Origin of the sequence: Comamonas sp. MYb396 (assembly GCF_037479555.1) — a bacterium.
Lineage (GTDB): Bacteria > Pseudomonadota > Gammaproteobacteria > Burkholderiales > Burkholderiaceae_C > Comamonas.
Window position 1 is genome coordinate 213421 of the sequence record NZ_JBBGYU010000010.1, and the last position, 21850, is coordinate 235270.

The window sequence follows — 21850 nt, forward strand, 5'->3', positions numbered from 1 at the left end:
GCCTTTTATATGTGTCAATCCATTGTTCACGCTATCTTCATATATTGATGTGTATTTATTCATTTAATTTTTAACCCTAATAAACTTTAACTCACCAGTATTCTTGTCAACATAAGCTACACCCTTCACCAGCGTTCCATTATCCAAAGCATTTGACAAGGCATTGCTGGCAGGTGTATTACCTAATTTCTCAATGACATTAATCAATGATTGATCAGATAACTGCATCAATCCACCAGCGGCCTTTGTATCGAGCGTAACCGTCCCTCTTTTCGCTAACTGTTTACTATCAATAACCATAGTCATGGTTTTACCGGTTTCTTGGTCGACATATTGAACCACATGATCCAGACCGTTGTTACCATGATATTTTGTTCCGTCCAGAACTTTCATACTAGGATCGGCGTTCAAAATATCATTTACCAACGCTTCAGTTTTGACGCCATATCTATCGTTATTGGCCACCACATCACTGATTATCAATCGCTGTTTCATGGAGTCAATTGGGACAACGGTTGAGTCTGCCAGCTTTCCCTTGCTAAGAACCCCTCTGCTATTTGGGAACGTGCCATCAGCCCTAAACGCCTGCTCCAATTTAGAAGCGGCACCTTCGATGTCACCGGCCTTCTCGAGCGCTTTGCCCTCTCTCAGCAACTTACCGACCAAATCGCCTGCAGGACCTCCGATCGTGCCAGCGACGGCTAGCAAATAGTCAAATGGTGTTTCCGCTTCAACAAAAGCCTTGGCATCGCCAATACCAGGCGTGAAATCCAACACCACGCCTGCCAGCGTGAGCATGGCTTTTTCACTTTTATCCGAGCATGCGGTCGATGCTGAACATGCTTGACGGAAATTGTTACTAAGGATGTTGTACGCGGTCTGTTTTGCGTTTGCGTTGTAGTCGCGGCCACCCAGATACTCTGGTGGAATTTTTCCATCCACCGCAAGCTGCTCTTGCTCCTTGCGTCCTTCTAGCGCGGCATTGACATGCTGTAAGCAAGCTGCACTGCCCAGATCTTGGCAAGCAGCACGCATCTGGCCTTCTTGGGTATCACTCAGGGTTTGGTATCGGTCTGATACTGCATTAGTGCATTCAGGATTGCCTTCACATTTTTCGAGATCCTTGGCGAGGCCTTTCCACTGTTGGTGGGTCAGATAGTTGTTGACAGTGGCGTTGGTTGCAGCACCTGCCCCTGCAGCACCGCCTGTAGCCACACCGATAGCACCGCCAACCAGCACCAATGCGGCATCCCTACCCGGCCCCGTCACTCCCAGTTCAGTCAACAGTTCATCTGCATGGCCGACAGCCGCTTGGCTTGCAGCTGCACCAGCTGCGCCACCTGCGCCGCCAGTAAGGCCGCCCACTACCGTGTGCGCGATCACCCGGTAGATGCCACCTTCACCATATCTTTCGGCTTCATCTTTCAGTTCCTGTTTGCGGGCGGGATCAGTTTCCTTATCGGCCAGCTCCTTGAGTTCTCTCTCTTTTTTGCCAAACTCATCGCCGATCAGCTTGCTGGCGCGCGCACCAAACTCTGCCGTGATCAGCACCTGCGCATTGACATCGGCCGTTACGCGCTCTTTGTCGAATATCGGCTTGATGCCGGTTTCTTTGTCGCCGGTTCTGGCTTCGCTGTTGCCTGCTACGCCAGAGATACCCGCATAGGTTGTGCTGCTGGCACTGCCGCTTGCGCTGCCAACACCCGCACTACCGCTGGCCCTGCCTTTGTCTTTCTCAGCTGAGGTGATCTGTTCGGGCGTCTTTGCTGTGGATTGATCACCTATTTGACCGGATACCGAGGCCGACACATTCCAACTGTTCGCGTCGTACTGAGCACTGTTTTCGATATCGCTCATCGCCAGCGTGCCGCCGGTGGTAAAGCTGTTTTTGCCGCCATCGATCGCCGTTTGTGTACTGGTGATGGCACCACCCTTGAGGTTGGTGTCTCCAGCCACATTCACCTGGAAGCCGCCATCGCCTGCGCGTATGCCGCTTTGCTCACCCACGCTTGCGTAGTCGCTGTGGATATTGGTGCGCCCGGCACTGACACTGAGGCTTGACGAGCCGTAGCAAAGCGGTGGCACGCAAACTGACACACCAAAGCCACTGCTGCTTCCGGTTTCCTTATAGACGTTGATGTCCTGCAGGCTTTCGATCAGCAGGTTTCCACCCACATCGACCTTGACGCTGTCGCCAGCCACGGTAGCGCCACGCAAGGTGGTGTCTTGTCCACTGTGTAAGGTGGTGTTACCACTCGCCTTGATCTGGGTGTTGGTGTAACTCAGGCTTTCACCTTGGCCGTTGCCCTTGCTTTGGCTGGCAGAGGCATTGAACGAGTAGCCCGAGTTCGCACCCACATTGAAGCCCATGCCAATGCTCGCCGAACTGCTGGAGTGACTGTTTTTCTCCTGGAAGCGGTTCTCAGCTGCTTCCAGGATGAGATTGCCTTTCTTGGCATCCAGCGACAGATCCTTGCCTGCCTCGATGCTGCTGCCACGGACATGCAAATCGCCTTCTGTGGCTGTGATCCTGGCGTTGCCACCCGCATGGATGGATGAGCCAGAGGCACTGTCGACCTCGTAGCTGCTATTGCTTTTGCTAGCGCTGCTACCCAAGCTGACATTGATACCGACACTCGCCGCTGAGCCTGGGTTGTTGGCCAAATCCGTAGCCAAATTCGCTGTGTCATATGCCGCCAAGCCAGTAGATACTGCCCCCATTGCCTGCATACGCGCATCGCTGACTTGCGTCGTTGCAGCCGCAAGATTGGCAGTCGCCTGAGCGCTTTGAGCCAGGCTCACCACCGAATTGCTGAAGCTCACCGACAGGCCGCTTTGTTTGGCGCGCATTTCAAACTTGTCGCGCTCAATCTCTCTGGCCTCATCGATGCTGACCGTCTTACCCACGATGTCGATGTCACCCGCAGCCAACACTGCTGAGCCCGTCTGCTGGTAATGGTTGCCCGCGACGATGGTGACGTCGCCCTTCTTGCCTTCACCCTCCTTGCCACCTTGGGCCTGCACGCTAGAGCCTGCAGCGCGCACGCTTTCATTGGTGCGCTCAGTGGTCGTGGTGCTACTGCCGATGGTGAAACCAAAGCCACCATTGCCAAAGATGCCGCTCTTCTTGGTTTCCTTGAAGCTCTCCGCGCTGGCCGTGTCTTGCCCGGCCAAGATGTTGACGTCGCGCTTGGCAGTGATGGTCGCCGAGTCTTGCGCGATCACGTGCGATCCGCGCAGGTTGACGTCCTGGCCCGCTTGCACATAGACCTTGTCGCCGCTGACGATGCTTCCTTCACTGAGGCTGGAATGGCCCACATCCAAAGTGGTGGTGCGCTTGCTGCTCAGCAGGCCACTGCTCTTGCTGTAGCTGGACTCATAACGTCCGTGCTCGGTTTGCATATCGAGCACATTCACATCGCCGCTGGCAATCAGAGAGGTGTCACCCTTGGCAGTGACCGTGGCGCCTTGCAGCGTGATATTGCCGGGGCCTGTACCAGGCTGGACAACGCTGGGCTTGTGGGCAATCGGGTCGTCGGCTGTGCCTGTGCCTTGGCTCGCATTGCTGGCACTGGGCACCGGTGTTCCATTGGCAATCAGCGCGATGCCGCCGCCCGCAGAGATCTCACCACCACTGAGCACTTCATCGGTTTGCGCAACACGGCGCTCCTTGCCACCGCGCTTTTCGTAATCGTTGGTGGATGTGCTGTCCTTCGCGGCCTGTACGTTGACACTGGCGCCTTGAATGACGATGTCTTTGCCCGCGCTGACATTGGAGCCAAGCACGTCCACAGTGCCCTTGGCACCGATCTGCACATCGCCTTCGCTGCTGGATACGGCCGCACCGTAGTTCTTTACCGAAGCACTTTGTCCTTCGGTACGGGTGCTGGTGTACGTGGTTTGCTGGCCATTGCTGGTGGTGGTGCTCTCCGCTTGCAGGGCTTGCAATGCCACGTTACCCGTAGCCGAGATGCCAACACCCTGCTTGCCTTCAATCCGGCTACCCGCCAGCAACACATTGCCACTGCCTTGGCTCGCATCACCATTGGCAATCACCGCCACCTTGCCGCCGGCCGTCACTGTGCCACCGCTGTAGCTTTCGCTGTTCGTGCTGCTGGTCTGGCTGTCGGTCACGCGGCCGTCTACCGTACGGCTCTGCGCCTGCTCAGTCACCGTGGTGTCGCGCGCGGCGCGCACGCTTACCTCGGCGCCTCGCAGCAGCACATCCTGGCCGGCATTGATGCTGCCACCGGTGATGGCGAGCTTGCCGCCGGCGGCAATGGCAACGCTGCCGTCCGCACTGTCAATGGTGGTGCCCACGCTGGTGGTGGCGGTGCTGGTGCTGGTCTGGCGGCTGTCGATGACGGCGATGCCTTCTACAAAGGTATCGCTGCCAGTGGCGCTGTTGTTCCAGGCCTGGTATTCGCGGCTGTTTTTATCGGCATGGGTGGTCTGGGTCGTCTGCTTGACCCCCAGGTTGACGTTGCCGCCAGCATTGATGCCCACGCCCTGTTTACCCACCACCTTGCTGGCGATCAGGTCCACATCGCCACCGGCGTCGAGCACAAACTTGCCGGCGTCGCTGATGAACTGGCCTTCGGTCGCCGAGATATTGCCATCCGCCTTCAGGAAGCCGCCGTTGCTGGCAACGATGCGGCCCCGGTTGTTGCTGATGTCGCCCTTGATGTCGGTGATCAGGGAGCCGGCCTGGATCAGGCCGTTGTCGTTGTTCAGGTACTTGCCGTTGAGGCTGGCGGTGCCACCTGCACTGATGCTGGCACCAAAGTTGTCGATGCCCTGCGCGGCATTGATGATCAGCTGGTTGGTCACATCCAACCGGCCGTGGTTGATGAACTGGCCGCTCAGGTTGAGCTGCAGGTCATTGGCGCTGAGGCCGCCGGGCACCACGCGCAGCTGGCTCCAGTCACTCCATTGCGGGCTGAAGCCCGCGCCCATCAGCACGGCGACGGCGCCTTCCGGGGTCTGGAAGATGGGGTCCTTGAGGTTCAGGCCACGCTCTGGCGGGGTGGGCGCTGGACCATCACCATTGCCCGCCACGGGCGTGCCGGCAGAGCCGGTATTGCCCGCGCCGGCGTTGTTGCCGGCGCCAGCGCCTGCACCGCTGGTGTCCGTGCCCTCGCCATCGCTGTACTTGATGGCCTGGGCGTTCTCTACGACCAGGGGCTTGATCTCGCCCGTGGTCGTCTCAGAGCCATCGCCCGCCTGGGCGTTGCCTGCGTTCACCTGCGTGTTCTGTGCATCGGTGATCAGCGGCAAACCGGTGGCAGGATCGATGGGGGTTTTGATGGTGATGTCACCACCGTTGATGATGAGGCTGTCGCCAACGATGGTGCCGATGTTCGGGCCGGTCAGGGTCAGCTCGGTGGCGCCAGCGCTGGTATCCAGGCGGGGTTTGGAGACAGAGGTGCCCGTCATCTGCACGGTATCGCCATTGGCGTCCTTGCCCTCCCACACCACGGTCTGGTCGATGTTTTGCTGGTTGAGGGAGAAGGAACCGCTCACCTGCGCATCGGAGGCGATGTTGTCCAGATGGCCAGTAAAGGCGCCGCCAATGTAGAGCTGCGCGCGGTTGGCCACATCGGTGTAGCTGATCACCTGCGCACCCGTCAGGCCCGCTGGCGGGGCATCGACGTCATAGGCACCCTGGCTGATATCGGGCGCACCAGCGCGGTCGCGCGTGCCGGTGGCTTCGTTGCGGATGGTTCCATCGGCATTGCCGGCGATGGCCACCGTGCCTTGGTTGTGCAGGGTGCCGGTCCAGCGCACATCCTGGCTGGCCACGTTCCAGCTCTCGCCAGCGCCCACGGAGATACCGCCCACGTTCAGATCCAAGCTACCCAGGGCCACCAGCGCATTGCCGGCGGGGGTGTAGGTGCCGGCCATCGTCAGGCTAGCGTCTTGCAAGCTGCCCACGGTGCCGCCAGCGTTGCTGTAGCCGCCGGCCTTGATGTCGAGGTTTTCTCCGGCAATCACCACACCGGTGGCGGCATTGCTGAAGGCCCCGGTGGTCTCGATGCTGATGGTGCTGGGCGGGGCGTTTTGGCCGTAGACAATGCCCGCGTTGCTGAACGACGCGCCCTTGATGGCGATGTTGTCGGCCAGCAGTTTGCCGTCCTTGCCGTTGGAGACGGCGCCCGTTGCGGTCAAGGCCAGATCGCCACTGGCGACGATGCTGCCTTGGTTGGCAATGGCGCCGCTGGTGGCAGTGATCTGGGCATTGCCGGCCTGGGCCAGCACCATGCCTTCGTTGCTGACCGAGCCAGCGGTGATCTGCACGCTTTGGCCCAGTACCTGGCCTGCCACATCAGCGGTAGGCGCCGTATTGGCAAAAGCGCCGGCGGTGGTGATCTGCACCGCATTGGCCGCTTGCAGCTGGCCGCTGTTTTGCAGCGATGCGCCGGTCACTGTCAGGTTGCCACCCGCAGAGATGATGCCCGAGACGGCTGCGCCGCTGGCACCGCCCGAGGTATAGGGGTCGTTGGTGCTGCGTTCGTTGTTCAGCGCACTGTTGATGGTGATGTCAGAGCCTGCATGGATGACACCCTGGTTGTGGGCAGTGCTGGTGTTGATGCTGAGCGTGGTGCCAGCAGACACCGTGCCGGGCGTCTGGCTGTACTCGTAGCTATCGGGGGTGCTGCAGCCACCGGGTAGCGCGCAGCTCTTGGTCTCTTGCAGGCGGTTCTCGAAAGAGCCACCGGCAATTTGCATGGCACCCGATGACTGGATCTGGCCGCCATTGCTGATGCTGCCGCCCGAGATGGACACCGAGCCGCCCGTGATGCTGCCGTCATTGCTGGTGTAGCCACCGCTTACCGTGAGGCTGTCGCCTGCGCTGACAGCGCCGGTATTGCCCAGGCCACCGCTGATGTCGATGGTATTGGCGGTGATCTCGCCGGCATTGCTGGTGCTGCCCAGCGATGCGGTTTGCGCGCCGACTTTGCCACTGTTGGTCAGTGCGGCCATGGTCAGCGTGTTGGCGGCAATCTCGCCGCTGTTGCTGCTGCTGCCGGTCACGCCCAGCTGGTTTTGGATGTAGACCTTGCCCTGGTTGGCGAGACCCGCATCGATGTCCGCGTTCTGCGCCACCACGGTGCCGCTGTTGGACAGAGTGCCGCCGGAGTAATGCAGGTCTTGCCCGGCCTGGATGGTGCCGGCCGATTGCGTGCCCGATGCGGCTTGCAGGGTGATGTCCTGGGCGGCGCTCAAGGTGCCGCTCTGGCCCAGGCGTGTGCTGCCCGAAGCTGCCAACTGCAGATTACCCGCCGTGGCGATGCCGCCCTGGCTGGCCAGGTTGCTGTCGATATTGCGGGCGCTGATGCTGATATCGCCCTGCGACTGGATCGTGCCTTCGTTGACCAGATCGCCGGTGGTGTCGATGTTCACCGCCTGGCCAAAGGTCATATTGCCCTGGTTCAGGATGCGGCCGGTATCGGCCTTCAGGTCGGCCTGTCCGAGCAGCAGGCTGTCGCCCAGAAAGTTCAGGTCCTTGTGCGCATGGCCGCTGAAATCACCCGCCACTTGCAGCTGGTCCTCAAAGCTGATGCTGCCTGCGGTGCTGCTGGCCTGCAGGTTGCCCATGACGGCCGTAGCGCCGGCAATGGCGATGTCTTGCTGCGCCTGCAGCGATGCATTGCCCTGGGTAGCGAGCTGGCCGCCCAGCGCAATGGCGCCGGCGCTGCTGCGCACATCTACCGATTGGGCCAGCACATTGCCGCCCACCTGAATGCCTTGCTGCGCATCGACCAAGGCATGGCCCTGGGTGCCCAGCATGCCACCGACTTGCAGCGCGCCTGCCGAGCTGCTGACCTGCAGGCCATTGTTAGCCACCAGATCGCCGCCCACTTGCAGGCCGCCTTGCGCGTCAGAGACGAGCTGGTCGGTCACCTGCAGGTTGCCCGCCACCTGCTGGGCGCCACCGCTTTGCAGCTGGGCGTTGCCGATGACCAGCGCATCGCCGTTCACCACAATATCGCCGCCCGCCTGCGCCTGCAGGCCCGCGCCTGCTGCCAGCGATCCGGCCTGGATAGTGCCGCCCGCCTGCACATCGGCATGGCCTTGCACGGCCATCTCGCCGGTCACCGCGTGGTCTTGGCCTGCACGGCCCACATAGTCGCCACCGGTTTGCAGGCTGGCCAGTTGCACGGAACCATCGGCATCAATCGATGCCAATGCGCCGCCCGCCACACCTGCCACCACCTGGCCGGCCGCAATATCGCCGCCTGCGCGCATATCCAATGCGCCAGCCGTGCCTACCTGGCCGCCCACGGTCGTGTTGCCCGCCATCGATTCGGTGGTGATGGCGCCGGCCATCAGGTTCTGGGCGATGCGAATGTCTTGCTGGGCTTGCAGCTGGGCTGCGCCAGTGACCTGCACATCTTGCACATCAATGCTGCCCGCAGCCAAGCTGGCGTTGCCACCCGATGCCACGGTGTTGGCCACCAGGCTGCCACCTACTTGGGCTTGCAGGCCTTGCTCGGCAATCAGGTCGCCGTTGATGCGGGTGTCGCCACCGCTTTGCAAGGCCACCTGGCCGGCAGATTGCACGGGGCCTGCCACCTGGATGGCGCCTTCCGATTGCAGGCTGAGATTGCCTACGGACGCGATGCCAGCGCCGCTGCTGATGTCACCGGTGCTGGCCGTGATGGTGGCCGCTCCGCCCGATTGCAAACCCTGGCCCAAGCTGACGCTGCTGCCTTGCACGGTGGCGCCTTGCGCGCCATAGACAGCGCCGCCTACATCGACCTTGCCGCCAGTGCTGGCCAAGCGGGCACTTCCGCCCGATGCCACCTCGCCGGCAATGGCGATGTCGCCTGCGGCCTGGGTGTTGATATCGCCGTTGGCGAGCAGCGACTGGGCACTGACACCGGCGTTTTGCGATGTCAGCGTGGCGTTGCCGCCGGCACTGGCGCCACCAGTCACTTGCAGCGACTGCGCTGCGTTGAGGCTAAGGTTGCCGCCTGCCGAGGCATTGGCCAGTTGCACATCCGCCTGGCTGGAGGTCACGGCCGCGTTGCGGCCAGCGCCCAGGTCGCCCGCGACATGGATGCGGTCTTGGGCGTTGACCGACAGATCACGCCCTGCCAACAGGGACTGCGCCGTGACGGGGCCTGCCGTGGCGGTGATGGAGACATCACCACCGGCCTGCACGTTCTGCACCTCGGTATGGGTCTGGCTTTGCAGGCTGACCGAGCCGTTGGAGAACACATCTTGCGCGCTGATGCTGCCTTGGCTGCTGGAGAGCGCCACATTGCCGTTGGCACGCACCTCGCTGCCCAGTTGCAACTGGTCAGTCGCGGCAATGTTGACGGCGCCTTGGCCCAGCACCGGGCCTGCCACGTTGACGTTGTGGCCCTGGATACTGACGTTGTTGCCTTGCAACCCTTGCGTAGCGCTGAAATCGCCCTGCGCACGCCAGTTTTGTGAGCCGGCCGAGTTGGCCTGACCGTTCAGCGCAATGTTGCCGCCGGCCGTACCGTTGATGCCGCCACCGGCGGTCAAGGTATCGCCTACCTGCAGGTTGTTGCCCGCATTCAGGTTGATGCTGCCGCCACTGTTGACGGTGTTGTTGATGGCGATGTCGCCGCCGGCGTTGACGCCAAAGCCCGAGCCCGTGGTGACCGCGCCATCAAAGCGCGCATCGCCCCCGGTGTTGAGGCCAAAGCTGCCCGAGACATTGACCTGGCCGGTGTTGTGGAAGGACTGGCTGACGTTGAGATTCAAGTCGCCGCGTGCATTGAGGTTGCCGTCCGCGCCGCCCAGGTTCAGTTGCTGGGCAGTCACATCCGTCTGGCCGGCATCGATATCGCCACCCAGGGTGACTTCGCCGCCATCGACCTGCAGGCGCTGGCCCACGGTGGTATTGCCTTGCAGATCCACGCTTTGGGCGCCGGACAGCTGCAGGTTCTGGCCCACGGTGAGTTCGCCAGAGCTGCGCACATTGGAGGCTGTGACCTGCGCATCGCGGTTGACCTGCACACGGCCGAACAGCGCAGCATCGCCACCGGTCTGCATCTGCAGGTTGCCGCCAATGGTGGCGTCGCCAGCGATGGACGCGCCATCGCGTGCCTGGATGCTGACATCGCCGCCGCCCTGGAAGGCGCCGGCCACGCTGACCGTGCCGCCACGCAGCTGCGTGTTGCCCGCAATCTGGCTGGCCCCGGTCCGAGACTCCAGGCGCACCGCCTGCGCGGCCTGTACGTTCAGATCGCCGGAGGTGACCAGCGGGCCTTGGGTGCTGACGCTGCCCTGGCTGCTGCTCAGCGCAATCTGCTGGTTGCCCCGGGCTGGCCCGGCCAGCAACACGCCGTCGTTGCCGCTGACTTGGAGCTGCTCATTGGCAGCCACATTGCCGCCTGCCACCACGAAGCCATCGGCATTGATGCGGATGTTGCGCGAGGCTGCGACATCGCCGGTGTTGACCCGGCCGGCACTGCGGATGTCGACATCTTCCTGGTAGGCCAACAGCGGGCCGCGTAGGTTCACGCCCATGCCGGCATCGGTGGAGACCACGGTGATGCGGCCAGCCGTCATCGCGCCCAGTGCGCTGGCATCAATGGCCACGGTGGTGCCAGGCACGGCAGCGGTGCCGGCGATCAATGCATTGGCATCGGCCGTCTGCGTGGCGGCGTTGGGCGATTTGCCCGCCGTCAGGTTGATGCTGGAGATGCCCGGGTTGAGGTAGTGCGCACGCAAAGGCCCGTTGATGCGCAGCAGCTCGCCCACCAGGTCGATCTGGCCGACCGTGCCTTCGACACCCCGGCCATCGATGCTGATTTGCCCGCCCTGGACGTTGTAGCCAATGCCCGATGCCAGATCAAAGTTGCTGGAGGCGCCATTCACATCCTGCAAGGTGATGCTGCCGGTGCTGAAGGACAGGCGCGGGGTATTGACGACCCCGCAGCCATTGCAGCTGATGCCGCTGGGGTTGGCAATGATCACTGCGGCGGGGTTGCCGAACACTTCGACGGTGCCGTTGATCTGGCTGGGGCTGCCCTGGACCGTGACCTCGTTGACGATGGTGTTGGCCGTGCCGCCCGTCAAGTTCGGGTTGGCCCCTGCCGTGCCACCCAGCAAGGGCCTGCCACCAATCTGGCTGTTGTTGAGCACCACACCGGCCTCTGGTACATCAAAACGCTGGTACTGGTTGAGTGACAGACCCGCCGCATTGGGGGTGGTGATGTTGATGAGCGATGCCCCGCTGGAGAGCGATTCGACACCGGGCTGGAATGCCATCGGCGCGCGCGGGTCTGCAATTGGCGCCATCGCGGGGATGGCGGGCGCGGGGGGCAGCGGTGGTGTTTGCGCATACGCGGGCGAGAGCACGCCCAGGCTGGCTTGCGTCAGCACATGGGCCCACATCACCGTGGCAGCAATGCGCTTCTTGCCCCGGTCGCTGAAGACCCGGGTGGCCTGGGGCTTTTGCTGCTCGTTCTTGTTTCTCTCACTCATCACCACACTCCTGTCGCCAAAGGCGCTGCGGCACAGCCACTGCGCCTTCGTTCACATCTGTCGCTGCGTGCCCTCAGGCACCAACGTTAAAACTGGTAGGTCAGGCTGGCGTTCACACGCCAGCCTTGTTTTTCATAGCCATCGGGGGAGCGCAAGGCCCGCCCCAGCTGCAGGTCGGCAAAAGCGCCCTGGTAGGCAATGCGCGCACCCGCGCCCAGGCCCGCAATGCTTCTGGAGCGCTTGTCCGAGACGGTGCGCAAGATGGCGGCATCGGCAAACACATAGGGCTCGTAGCGGGCGCTGCCCCACAGCGGCTGGGTCTTGGCCAGCGCCAGCTCGTTGCGCCAGACCAGGCCCTGGTCGCCACCCAGGAAAGACTCGGGATAAGCACGCACGCTGGAGACGCCACCGGCAAACAGCTGCTCGGACGAGTACAGCGGCTGGTGGCTCCACAGCGCGCTCACCCGGCTGCGGTAGACCAGGCGCTCGGCCACGGGCCGGTCCAGCGATACCGCAGCGTCCAGCTTGGTGAACTGGTAGCGCGCGGCCTCTTTGGGCAGGTCATCCGGGTCCTTGTCCGCGCCCAAAATGGGCAGGCCCCGCGAGAGGCCCACATCGACTGTCCATTGCCCGGCGCCCAGCGCGGTATCGAAACGGGTCAGGCGGTTGACGCCCACCCGCAGGCTGGTCTGCGCTTGCGGGGTGAGCGCAAAGTTGTTCACCTCGCGCGTCGACTCGCGTTTGGACAGCGAGATATCGAGCGCGGTTTTGCTGTTCTGGTCGCGCGCCAGCAGGCGGTTGAGCGACAGCGAGAAGTTCTTGGAGCGGCCGTACACCAGCGCGGTATCGCCAATGAGGTTCTGGTACTCCGAGATCGAGGCGACGGCCGAGATGGTGTTGTAGCCCCAAGGGACCGACACCAGGCCATAGATCGCATTGGTCTCTTTGCTGGAGGTGAGGCCCAGGGTGATGGACTCCATCAGGCCCAGCACATTGCCCAGGTCCACACCGGCCTGGATGCGCGCGCGGCCCGTGTTGCTGGAGCCCTGGTTGTCGATGCCCAGGTTGTAGCGGGCAACGGGGCCCTCTTTGTTGACGAACTCGACGATGGAGCCACCGTTGGTTTGGCCCGGCTTGATGAGCACCTGCACGTTGTTGCGGCGCAGACGGTTGAACTGGTCAACGGCCTGCTCGATGTCGCGCAGGCGCAGGATATCGCCCTCTTGCATGGGCATGGCCAGCCAGGCACCGACCCCGGTGGCTGGCGCGCCGTTGAAGACGATGGCCTCGATGCGCCCTGCCACGATGGTGATGGACAGCACGCCCTCCTTGAGGTTCTGGCCACCCACATAGGCGCGGGAGGTGGTGTAGCCCGCCTGGATCAGCGCCTTGTTGATGCGGTCCAGCAGCACATTGATGTGCTCGACGGCCAGCGCATGGTTCACAAAGGGCTGGGTGATGCGGTCAAAGGCGCGTGCGCTCAGCAAGTTGCTGTCGCCTGTTGCCTGGATGTGCTGGATGTCGAAGCTGGGCCCCGTGGCCTGGATATCGGCAGGGAAGGCGTTGTCGTCAGCGGCGGGGGCTGCGGGCTGGCTGTCCTGCTGGATCTTGCCAGCAGAGTTCTGCTCCAGCAGCTCTTGGCGCAGCTTTTCCTGCTGCTCGCGCAGCAGCTGGTCATTGGGGTCGCGCACGGGGTTGGTCTGCGCCGCTGCCGACAGACAGGCCAGGCCGAGCAAGGTACCCAGCAGCGCATGCTTGCCCAGCGCAGGCATAGGAAGATTGTTGCGCATCATCACCACCAGAAAATGCCGAGGTGGTCTTCAATGCGGACCGGGTCGCGGTGCGGCTTGCGCAGCACTTCGATCTCGCCGTCAATGCCTTCCTGGGCCACAAAGCTGCCGCCATCCTGGCGGGCAGCGCCTTGCAGCAGCAGCCGCCCTTGCTGGGCGGTAAAGCTGCCGCCCTGGTCGGTCGCATAGATCTGCGCCCAGGTATCGCCAAATAGCGCCTTGAGGCCCCGGTCACGCAGGATGACGGTGTGCACGGGCTTGGCGCGTGCAATGATTGTGGGCGCCACCACCTGCATGCCCTGGCCGGCATACACCAGGCCGCCATGGTTGAGCACGGTGCCACCGGCCTCCATGGTCAGCCCCGTGGCCGCCATGATCTGGCCGCCCACCAGTTTTTCGGTGCTGCTGGCCCGCGTTTTACAGATGAAGAGGAAGCAGCGCCGGCTGTAGTCGTAGCCGCCCACAGTCAGCGCCTCGTTGTGGATGTCGGTCTCGGACTTGATCTTGACGCTGCCCGCATTGGAGAACACAAAGCCGCCGGTATTGCTGAACGACTGGGCCTGTACGCTGAGATCGCCCTGCGCCACCCAGTAGCCCTGGTGGTTCTCATCGGCCAGACGCCCCTGGTCGGCGCTGTAGCTGGTGCGGCGGCTCAGCCCACCGGAGGATTCCCATTGCGATGCCTCGCCCGCGATATGGGCGCTTTGGTTGGAGATGGCTCCGGTGCTGACCAGATCCAGATTCAGGTTGCTGATGATGCGCGCATTGGTGGAGCTAATGCCGCCTGCACCAGCGTCAAGCTTGACCGAATCGCCCTTGCCAAAAATGACAGTGGTTTTTTCGGCGCCGATGGGGCTGCGGTTTTCGATGGCGTCGCCCGCCTTCAGATAAACGGCATAGGGGGTATCGTCCGAGATGCGCTGGGTGCCAACAATCTCGCCATCGATATTGCGAATGGATTGCTCTGCCTCCAGCCGGGTTTGCAATCCGGCCGACACCAGGCTTTGGCGCTCGGCGGAACCTTGCAGGTGGATATTGGCGGCTTGGATCTGGACGGAACCCTGCGCGCTGATCTGACCACCCATTTGCACCACATCGCCGGTGGATGACAAGGTAAATCCACCCGCTGAGGCGACCATTTCGCCCTCATTGCGTACGCCCGCCCCTTTATCCGTCACCAGGATTTGGATCTGGCCCGCCGTGACCTTGGAGCCGGCACCGACCTTAATGGCGACCTCGTTGCTCTGGGCCTGGCCGGGCTTGTAGTACACCCAGGGTGTCAGATTATCGACAGGCGACGCAGCCGTATCAAAGCTGGCTGTGGATTCACCTGCCACCATGCGGATATGGGCGCTCGACGACGTGAATTCATTGGTCAGCGGGCCATCGACCTGGATGCTTTTGGCGATCAGCTCGAGCCGGATCAGGTTGCCGGCCATGCCCTCATCACCAATATGGATGCGCCCTTGGTTAGTGCTTACATCCACATAGCGCTGCACCTGGCCTTCGCTTTGCTGCTGATCGCGCAGGCTCAAGGCGCCGGTGGTGAGCGCCACACTGCCAAAGTTGGAGAAGTTGGCGCCGTTGACCGAGATGCCGTTCTGGTTGGCCAGGATGAGGTTGGCGCGGGGGCCCACCACATCCATATCGCCCTGAATGCGCGATGGCGCGGCCGAGAATACCTCCGCCACAATCGTGCGGGCATTGGCTTGCTCATTTTGAAACGACAAACCGGGCTTGCCCACATCGAACTGCTGAAAGCCGTTGTAGGACACCCCATTTTCTGAGGCATTGGGCGTGACATGCGCACGCCCTGCTGCATCGATATGAACTTGGGGGCCGCTGGTGGCGTGTGGAACCACTGACGTGGTAACCCCTTGGGCGTAGCAAGACTGAATGGCTGCCAGTAGCAAGCCCAGCTGCAGGCAATAACGCGAACGCATGACGATCCTGGAGGAAGTGAGATATTAGAAAATTCCGGTCATCTTAACGAGGGGTCATCGCTGAAATGTTAACAATTCGGGATTAGTCCGTTGACAGTTGATATTTCTTGTATTTTTGTGGCCTGAGAGCATCAAATAATATTATTAGGAACAGAGATATATTAAATACGGTGCTTTGAAAGCATTGATTTTTTAATATATTCATTGGAATATTCAATAGCTAAGAGATTTGATTTACATTCTGAGGGCTTCAAAAATCAGGGTTTGAAATCACCAGATATGCATGGCATTACAGCGCACTCAATACAGCGACACGCCCTGCTGCAGCCCCGTTGGCAAAACGCCGCTTCATCCCAGCGCCTTGGTCTGGCGGCGCCCAGCGCTACACTCAGCCCCCATGCCCCCCACCACCCCTGCCCGCCTGTCCATCCGCGCCCTGCAAAGCCCCATCAGCGGGCCCTGCTCGCTGGAGCTGGGGGCGGGCGAATGCGTGGCGGTGATGGGCGCATCGGGGGCGGGCAAGTCGGTGCTGCTGCGGCTGATTGCCGACCTCGATCCGGGCAGTGGCGAGGTGCTGCTCAACGGCCAGCCGCGCAGCGCCTTCAGCGGCCCGGCCTGGCGCCAGCAGGTGATGTACCTGGCGGCAGAGCCCGCCTGGTGGGGGCCGACGGTGATGGAGCATTTCCCGCCGGGCTCGCAGCCGGCGCTGCTGGAGATGGCCAGTGCGCTGGGGCTGCGCCAGGGCTTTGTCGATATTCCGCTGACCCAGCTGTCGACCGGCGAGCGCCAGCGCCTGGCCTTGCTGCGCGGGCTGTTGCGCAGGCCCCAGGTGCTGCTGCTCGATGAGCCCACGGCTGCCCTCGATGAGACATCGGTGGCTGCGGTCGAGCAGTTGCTGCAGCGCTGCCAGCAGCAGGGCCTGAGCCTGCTGTGGGTGACCCATTCGCAGGCGCAGGCCGCGCGCGTGGGCCAGCGCTGCATGCAATTGGTGGACCACCAGCTGCGGCCGATGGAGGCCGCGCAATGAACACGGCGATCCATCTGCAACCCAGCGATTTGCTGGTGGGCGCAGCACTGGTGCTGGCCGCCGCTGCCGCCTCCTGGGCGATGCGCCTGCAGCTGCAGCGCCAGGTGCTGTGGGCATCGCTGCGCATGGCCGTGCAGCTCCTGCTGGTGGGCTATGTGCTGCGGCTGGTGTTCCAGCAGGCGCACCCGGGCGCCACCTTGGTCGTCGTGCTGGTGATGATTGCCGCTGCCGCGCGCGAAGTGGCGGTGCGGCCGCACCAGCGGCTGGCCGGCGGGGGCAACTACCGTATTGCGGGGCTGGTGGTGGCGCTGGCCAGCCTGTCGACTGTGGTGCTGGCGCTGATGACCGCCGTGCGGCCCGATCCCTGGTTTGATGCGCGCTATGCAATACCGCTGATGGGCATTGTGCTGGGCAGCGTGCTCAATGCCGCGAGCCTGGGGCTGGACAGCTTTTTTGATGGTGTGCGCACGGGCCGCGCTGCGATCGAGGCCCAGCTGGCGCTGGGTATCTCGTTCCGCCGGGCCCTGGCACCGCACACCCGCGCCGCTATCCGCCGGGGGCTGATCCCCATCATCAACCAGATGTCGGCTGCGGGATTGATCACCTTGCCGGGCATCATGACCGGCCAGATCCTGGGCGGCATGGACCCACTGGAAGCGGCCAAGTACCAGATCCTGTTATTGCTGCTGCTGACGGGCGCGGGCGGCATGGCCGCCGCCGGCAGCGTGCTGCTGGCCGCCCGTGCGCTGGGCGATGAGCGCCAGCGCCTGCGGCTGGACCGGCTGAACACCACGCGCTGATCGACTTTGCCATGGGGTGGCTCCATTCATAGAATGGGCAAGCACATCTGGGAGAGCAGCCATGGCAGAGCGCGACAAGGACAATCTGGTGGATGAGCTGGTCGACTACGACCCGCTGGGCAGCGATCCGGCCTTGCAGGCCGCCCTGGCACGCGCGCAGGCCCAGGCCTGGCTGCCGGGCCTGCAGCAGCATGCGCATACCGTTGGCAGCAGCGCCTTTGCGCAATGGGCCGACCAGGCCAACCGCCACCCACCGCAGTTGCAGCAATGGGATGCACGGGGCCGGCGCATCGACCAGGTGGAATTTCACCCCGCATGGCACCAGGTGCTGGCGCACTACCGCGCGCAGCAACTGATCGATATGCCATTTGCCGGCACACCCGATGCCGATGCACCGGCAGCCGCCCCACGCGGCCGCTGGAGCGCCTGGGCCGCCGGCTTTTACCTGCATGGCCAGGCAGAAGCGGGCAGCCTCTGCCCCGCAACGATGACGACGGCGGCGATCCCGGTACTGCGCAAGGAACCGGCACTGTGGGCGCAGATAGAACGCGGCATCACCAGCGCCAGCCATGACGCGCGCGATGCGCCGCTGGCAGACAAGACGGCCTTGTGGGTGGGCATGGGCATGACCGAAAAACAAGGCGGCTCGGACGTGCGCAGCAACACCACCGTGGCCTACCCGATGGATGCCGCAGGCGGAGGGCGCGGCGCCGCCTACCGGCTGCAAGGCCATAAATGGTTTTATTCGGTGCCGATGGCCGATGCGCACCTGGTGGTGGCGCGCATGGCCAGCAGCGCCGCCGACGCCCAGGCACTGCAGGCACCACTGGCCTGCTTTTGGGTGCCGCGCTGGCAGCCCGATGGCACACGCAACCATGTGCTGGTGCAGCGCCTCAAGAACAAGGTCGGCAACCGCAGCAATGCCAGCAGCGAGGTGTTGTTTGACGATGCCTATGGCGTGCTGGTGGGTGAGGAAGGTCGGGGCATTGCCACCATCATGGAGATGGCCACGGTCACGCGGCTGTGCTGCGTGCTGGGCAGCAGCGCGCTGCTGCGCCAGGCCAGCGTGCAGGCGCTGTGGTCAGCCCGGCACCGCCAGGCCTTTGGCGCGGCTTTGGTGGAGCAACCGCTGATGCAATCGGTGCTGGCCGATCTGGCGCTGGAGAGCGAGGCAGCGCTGCTCTTGGCCATGCAGCTGGCGCAGGCCTTTGAGGGCAGCAGCGCCCCGGGCCAGACCATCGCACAGGCCTGGCAGCGCGCCATGACGCCGGCGGCCAAGTTCTGGGTCTGCAAACGCGCCATTGCCTGCAGCGCCGAGGCCATGGAGGTGCTGGGTGGCAATGGCTATATCGACAGCTCGGCGCTGGCGCGCATCTACCGCGAAGCGCCGGTCAATTCGATCTGGGAGGGCTCGGGCAATGTGATGTGCCTCGATGTGCTCAAGGCCCTGCAGCGCGAGCCTGACCTGCGCGACGCGCTGTGGCTGGACTTGCAGCGCATGGCGGCCGATGACGCCCCCATCCAACAAGCGCTGGCGCGCCTGCAAGGCCAGTGGCAGGCGATGGCGCAGGATGCCTGGACGCAGCAGGCGCAGGCGCGCCAATGGGTGCAGCAGCTGGTGCTGGTGGCGCAGGCGGGCCTGATGCGGCAGCACGCAGCGCCCGCCCATGCCGATGCCTTTGTCGCCAGCCGCCTGGGGCCGCATGCCTGTTTGGGCGTGCTCGGTGCTTCTCCGCTTGCCAGGGCGCAAATCAGCGCTATCCTCAGCGCCAGTCTGCAGTTGCAAAAATGATCGGAAAGTAGCCATGGCAGTCAGCGTGTTTGATTTGTTCAAGATCGGTATCGGGCCCAGCAGCTCACACACGGTCGGCCCGATGCGCGCCGCGCATGCCTTTGTGCAGCGCCTGCAACGCCAAGGCCAGCTTTCGCAGGTGGCCCGCCTGCGCTGCCAGCTGTTCGGCTCCCTGGGCGCCACCGGCATCGGCCACGCCAGTGACCGTGCGGTGATCCTGGGCCTGGCCGGCCATGCGCCCGATACGGTGGATGTGAATGCCATCGATGCGCTGATTGCCGAAGTCCACAGCACCGGGCAGCTGCTGCTCAATGGCGAGCAGCGCATCGTGTTTGACCCGGCCACCGACCTGCTCTTGATTGGCGAGGTCAGCCTGCCCTTCCACCCCAATGGCATGCGCTTGGAGGCCTGGGATGCGCAGCATGGGCTGGTCGACGCGCAGGCCTACTACTCCGTGGGCGGGGGCTTTATCGTCAGCGAAGAGGCCGCCTACGATGCCGAGCGCCAGCAGGCGATTGCGCCCGACACCGAGGTGCTGCCCCTGCCCTTTCACAGCGCCGCGCAGCTGCTGCAGCTGGCGCAGGACCAGCAGCAGCCGATTGCGCAGATCATGCGCACCAATGAACGCCACTGGCGCGCCGATGCCGACATCGACAGCGGCCTGCTCAAGATCTGGCAGGCCATGCAGGACTGCGTGCAACGCGGCTGCCGCACCGAAGGGCGGCTGCCCGGGGGGCTCAACGTCAAACGCCGTGCGGCCGGCTTTTACCAAGGCCTGACCCAGCATGCCCACGGTGCCAGCACCGATCCGCTGGAGGTGATGGACTGGGTGAACCTGTTTGCACTGGCCGTGAACGAGGAAAACGCCGCCGGCGGCCGGGTGGTGACCGCGCCCACCAATGGCGCCGCAGGCATTGTGCCGGCCGTGCTGCACTACTACTGGCGCTTTGTGCCCGGCGCCAGCGAGGCCGGCGTGGTGGACTTTTTGCTGACCGCTGGCGCGATCGGCATGCTGTACAAGGAAAACGCCTCGATATCGGGCGCCGAAGTGGGCTGCCAGGGCGAGGTGGGCGTGGCCTGCTCGATGGCGGCAGCAGGCCTGTGCGCGGTGATGGGCGGCAGCCCGGCGCAGGTGGAGAATGCCGCCGAGATCGGCATGGAGCACCACCTGGGCCTCACCTGCGATCCGGTTGCCGGCCTGGTGCAGGTGCCCTGCATCGAGCGCAATGCGCTGGCCGCCGTCAAGGCCATCAATGCCGCCCGCATGGCCTTGCGCGGCGATGGCTCGCATGTCGTGAGCCTGGACAACGTGATTGCCACGATGCGCGCCACCGGCGCCGACATGATGAGCAAGTACAAGGAGACCTCGCTGGGCGGGCTGGCCGTGCACATCGTCGAGTGCTGATCTCAAGCGGCGGCCACCAACCTGGGTGACAAGCCGGGCCTTGCGCACGGGGGGTGGCCGACCCCAGCGCCTACAATCGCGCCATGGCTATGCATTTTGACTTGGTAGATCTGCGCCTCATGGTGCATGTGGCAGACGCGAACAGCATGACGCGGGGGGCCGAGCTGTCGTTCATCTCGCTGCCGGCGGCCAGCACCCGCATCAAGAACCTGGAAGAGAGCATGGGCGTCAAGCTCCTGTACCGCACCAGCCAGGGCGTGACATTGACCCTGCCGGGCCAGGCCTTTGTGCAGCATGCGCGCACCGTGCTGGGCCAGATCGAGCACCTGCGCGGCGACATGCAGGAGTACGCGCGCGGCATCAAGGGCCATGTGCGCGTGTTTGCCAACACCACGGCGCTGGGCGAGTTCCTGCCCCCGGTGCTGCGCGCCTACCTGCGCAAGCACCCCGATGTGGACATCGACCTGCGCGAGCGCCTGTCCAACGACATCATCCGTGCCGTGGGTGAAGGCCAGACCGATATCGGCATCGTCGCCGGCCAGGTGCGCACGGAGAGCCTGGTCGCGATGCCCTACCGGCGCGACCGCCTGGTGCTCGTCGTCTATGCCGACCATGCCCTCGCCCGGCGCAAGGCCGTGGCCTTTGGCGACACCCTGGAGTACGACTACATCGGCCTGCATGAATCGAGCGCCATCCACGCGTTCTTGCGCCAGCACAGCGACCTGCTGCACCGCCCGATCAAGCAACGCATCCAGGTGGGCAATTTCGAAGCGGCCTGCCGCATGATCGAGGCGGGCGTGGGCATCGGCATCCTGCCTGAATCGGCGGCCCGCCGCCATGCGCGCAGCATGGACATCCGCATCATCAGCATCTCGGACGAATGGTCCAACCGCGAGATGCAGATCGTCGTGCGCAACCTCGAATCGCTCCCCTCCTTTGCGCGCGAGCTGGTGGAGCTGCTGGTCGAAGACGGTGCCAGCGGCGACGAAGGCCTGGGTGAGACGGACGGCGATAGCGAGCAGGTGCCGACCAGCAACTAAAAGGGCGCAAGGGGCCCCCCACTGCGTCAAAAGCTGCCACAAAGCTCACGCCAGTGCGCGGCTTCGCCTGGCGCGTCATGCAGGCGGTAGGCAGCGGGCCTGCGCAGCGCTATGCTGTGGCATCCCTTTTGTTGAGCCTGGACACCCCATGACTGCTATCTGGAAAAAGCCCATCTCGCTGGATGTGCTGCGCGACAAGGCGCGCAATACGGCGATTGAACACCTGGGCATCGAATACCTGGAGATCGGCGACGACTACCTGGTCGGCCGCGTGCCGGTGGACCACCGCACGCACCAGCCCTATGGCCTGCTGCATGGGGGGATCAGCGTGGTGCTGGCCGAGACACTCGGCTCCGTGGGCGCCATGTTCTCGGCGCCAGAAGGCTGGCGTTGTGTGGGCCTCGACATCAATGCCAACCATATCCGGGGTGTGCAAAGCGGCTGGGTCACCGGCACCGCCAAGCCGGTGCATATCGGCCGCATGACCCAGGTCTGGCAGATCGACATGGTCAACGATGAGGGCAAGCTGACCTGCGTTTCGCGCATCACGATGGCGATGCTCGAAGACGCGTCTTAACGCCTTC

At 63.4% G+C, this 21850-nt stretch carries 9 protein-coding genes; 6 read left to right on the forward strand and 3 right to left on the reverse strand.

The window, feature by feature from the left end:
- Nucleotides 1–63: 63 nt before the first annotated feature.
- The 3 genes from WH265_RS21165 to WH265_RS21175 all read right to left on the reverse strand — a co-directional run bounded on the left by WH265_RS21165 (nt 64) and on the right by WH265_RS21175 (nt 15202).
- Complete coding sequence (locus WH265_RS21165) at nt 64–11469, reverse strand: hemagglutinin repeat-containing protein (RefSeq protein WP_339559565.1); 11406 nt, start codon at nt 11467–11469, stop codon at nt 64–66.
- Nucleotides 11470–11555: 86 nt separating this feature from the next.
- The gene (locus WH265_RS21170; protein ID WP_339559566.1) at nt 11556–13259 is read right to left on the reverse strand and encodes a ShlB/FhaC/HecB family hemolysin secretion/activation protein; all 1704 of its coding nucleotides are present in this window, start codon (nt 13257–13259) and stop codon (nt 11556–11558) included.
- A gap of 2 nt (nt 13260–13261) precedes the next feature.
- Nucleotides 13262–15202, reverse strand: a complete 1941-nt coding sequence (locus tag WH265_RS21175; RefSeq protein ID WP_339559567.1) for a two-partner secretion domain-containing protein — start codon at nt 15200–15202, stop codon at nt 13262–13264.
- Nucleotides 15203–15599: 397 nt separating this feature from the next.
- Between WH265_RS21175 and WH265_RS21180 the strand changes: the two genes are divergently transcribed.
- The 6 genes from WH265_RS21180 to WH265_RS21205 all read left to right on the forward strand — a co-directional run bounded on the left by WH265_RS21180 (nt 15600) and on the right by WH265_RS21205 (nt 21843).
- Complete coding sequence (locus WH265_RS21180; RefSeq protein WP_339559568.1) at nt 15600–16229, forward strand: ABC transporter ATP-binding protein; 630 nt, start codon at nt 15600–15602, stop codon at nt 16227–16229.
- Nucleotides 16226–17029 carry an ABC transporter permease gene (locus WH265_RS21185; RefSeq protein WP_339559569.1) on the forward strand — a complete coding sequence of 268 codons (804 nt, stop codon included), beginning with the start codon at nt 16226–16228 and terminating at the stop codon, nt 17027–17029. Before WH265_RS21180 ends, WH265_RS21185 begins: the two co-directional genes overlap by 4 nt.
- 61 nt (nt 17030–17090) lie before the next feature.
- The gene (locus WH265_RS21190) at nt 17091–18821 is read left to right on the forward strand and encodes an acyl-CoA dehydrogenase family protein (protein ID WP_339559570.1); all 1731 of its coding nucleotides are present in this window, start codon (nt 17091–17093) and stop codon (nt 18819–18821) included.
- 13 nt (nt 18822–18834) lie between these two features.
- Entirely contained in the window at nt 18835–20226 is a 1392-nt protein-coding gene (locus tag WH265_RS21195; protein ID WP_312987175.1) for an L-serine ammonia-lyase, read from the forward strand.
- Between the two features lie 83 nt (nt 20227–20309).
- On the forward strand, nt 20310–21266 hold the full coding sequence (locus WH265_RS21200) for a LysR family transcriptional regulator (RefSeq protein WP_339559571.1): 957 nt from the start codon (nt 20310–20312) through the stop codon (nt 21264–21266).
- Nucleotides 21267–21414: 148 nt separating this feature from the next.
- Entirely contained in the window at nt 21415–21843 is a 429-nt protein-coding gene (locus WH265_RS21205; RefSeq protein ID WP_339559572.1) for a hotdog fold thioesterase, read from the forward strand.
- Nucleotides 21844–21850: the final 7 nt, after the last annotated feature.

Coding starts and splice junctions, on each gene's coding strand:
- WH265_RS21200 (WP_339559571.1), top strand. CDS start 20,310: ATGGCTATGCATTTTGACTTGGTAGATCTGCGCCTCATGGTGCATGTG.
- WH265_RS21205 (WP_339559572.1), top strand. CDS start 21,415: ATGACTGCTATCTGGAAAAAGCCCATCTCGCTGGATGTGCTGCGCGAC.
- WH265_RS21185 (WP_339559569.1), top strand. CDS start 16,226: ATGAACACGGCGATCCATCTGCAACCCAGCGATTTGCTGGTGGGCGCA.
- WH265_RS21170 (WP_339559566.1), bottom strand. CDS start 13,259: ATGCGCAACAATCTTCCTATGCCTGCGCTGGGCAAGCATGCGCTGCTG.
- WH265_RS21180 (WP_339559568.1), top strand. CDS start 15,600: ATGCCCCCCACCACCCCTGCCCGCCTGTCCATCCGCGCCCTGCAAAGC.
- WH265_RS21190 (WP_339559570.1), top strand. CDS start 17,091: ATGGCAGAGCGCGACAAGGACAATCTGGTGGATGAGCTGGTCGACTAC.
- WH265_RS21165 (WP_339559565.1), bottom strand. CDS start 11,469: ATGAGTGAGAGAAACAAGAACGAGCAGCAAAAGCCCCAGGCCACCCGG.
- WH265_RS21175 (WP_339559567.1), bottom strand. CDS start 15,202: ATGCGTTCGCGTTATTGCCTGCAGCTGGGCTTGCTACTGGCAGCCATT.
- WH265_RS21195 (WP_312987175.1), top strand. CDS start 18,835: ATGGCAGTCAGCGTGTTTGATTTGTTCAAGATCGGTATCGGGCCCAGC.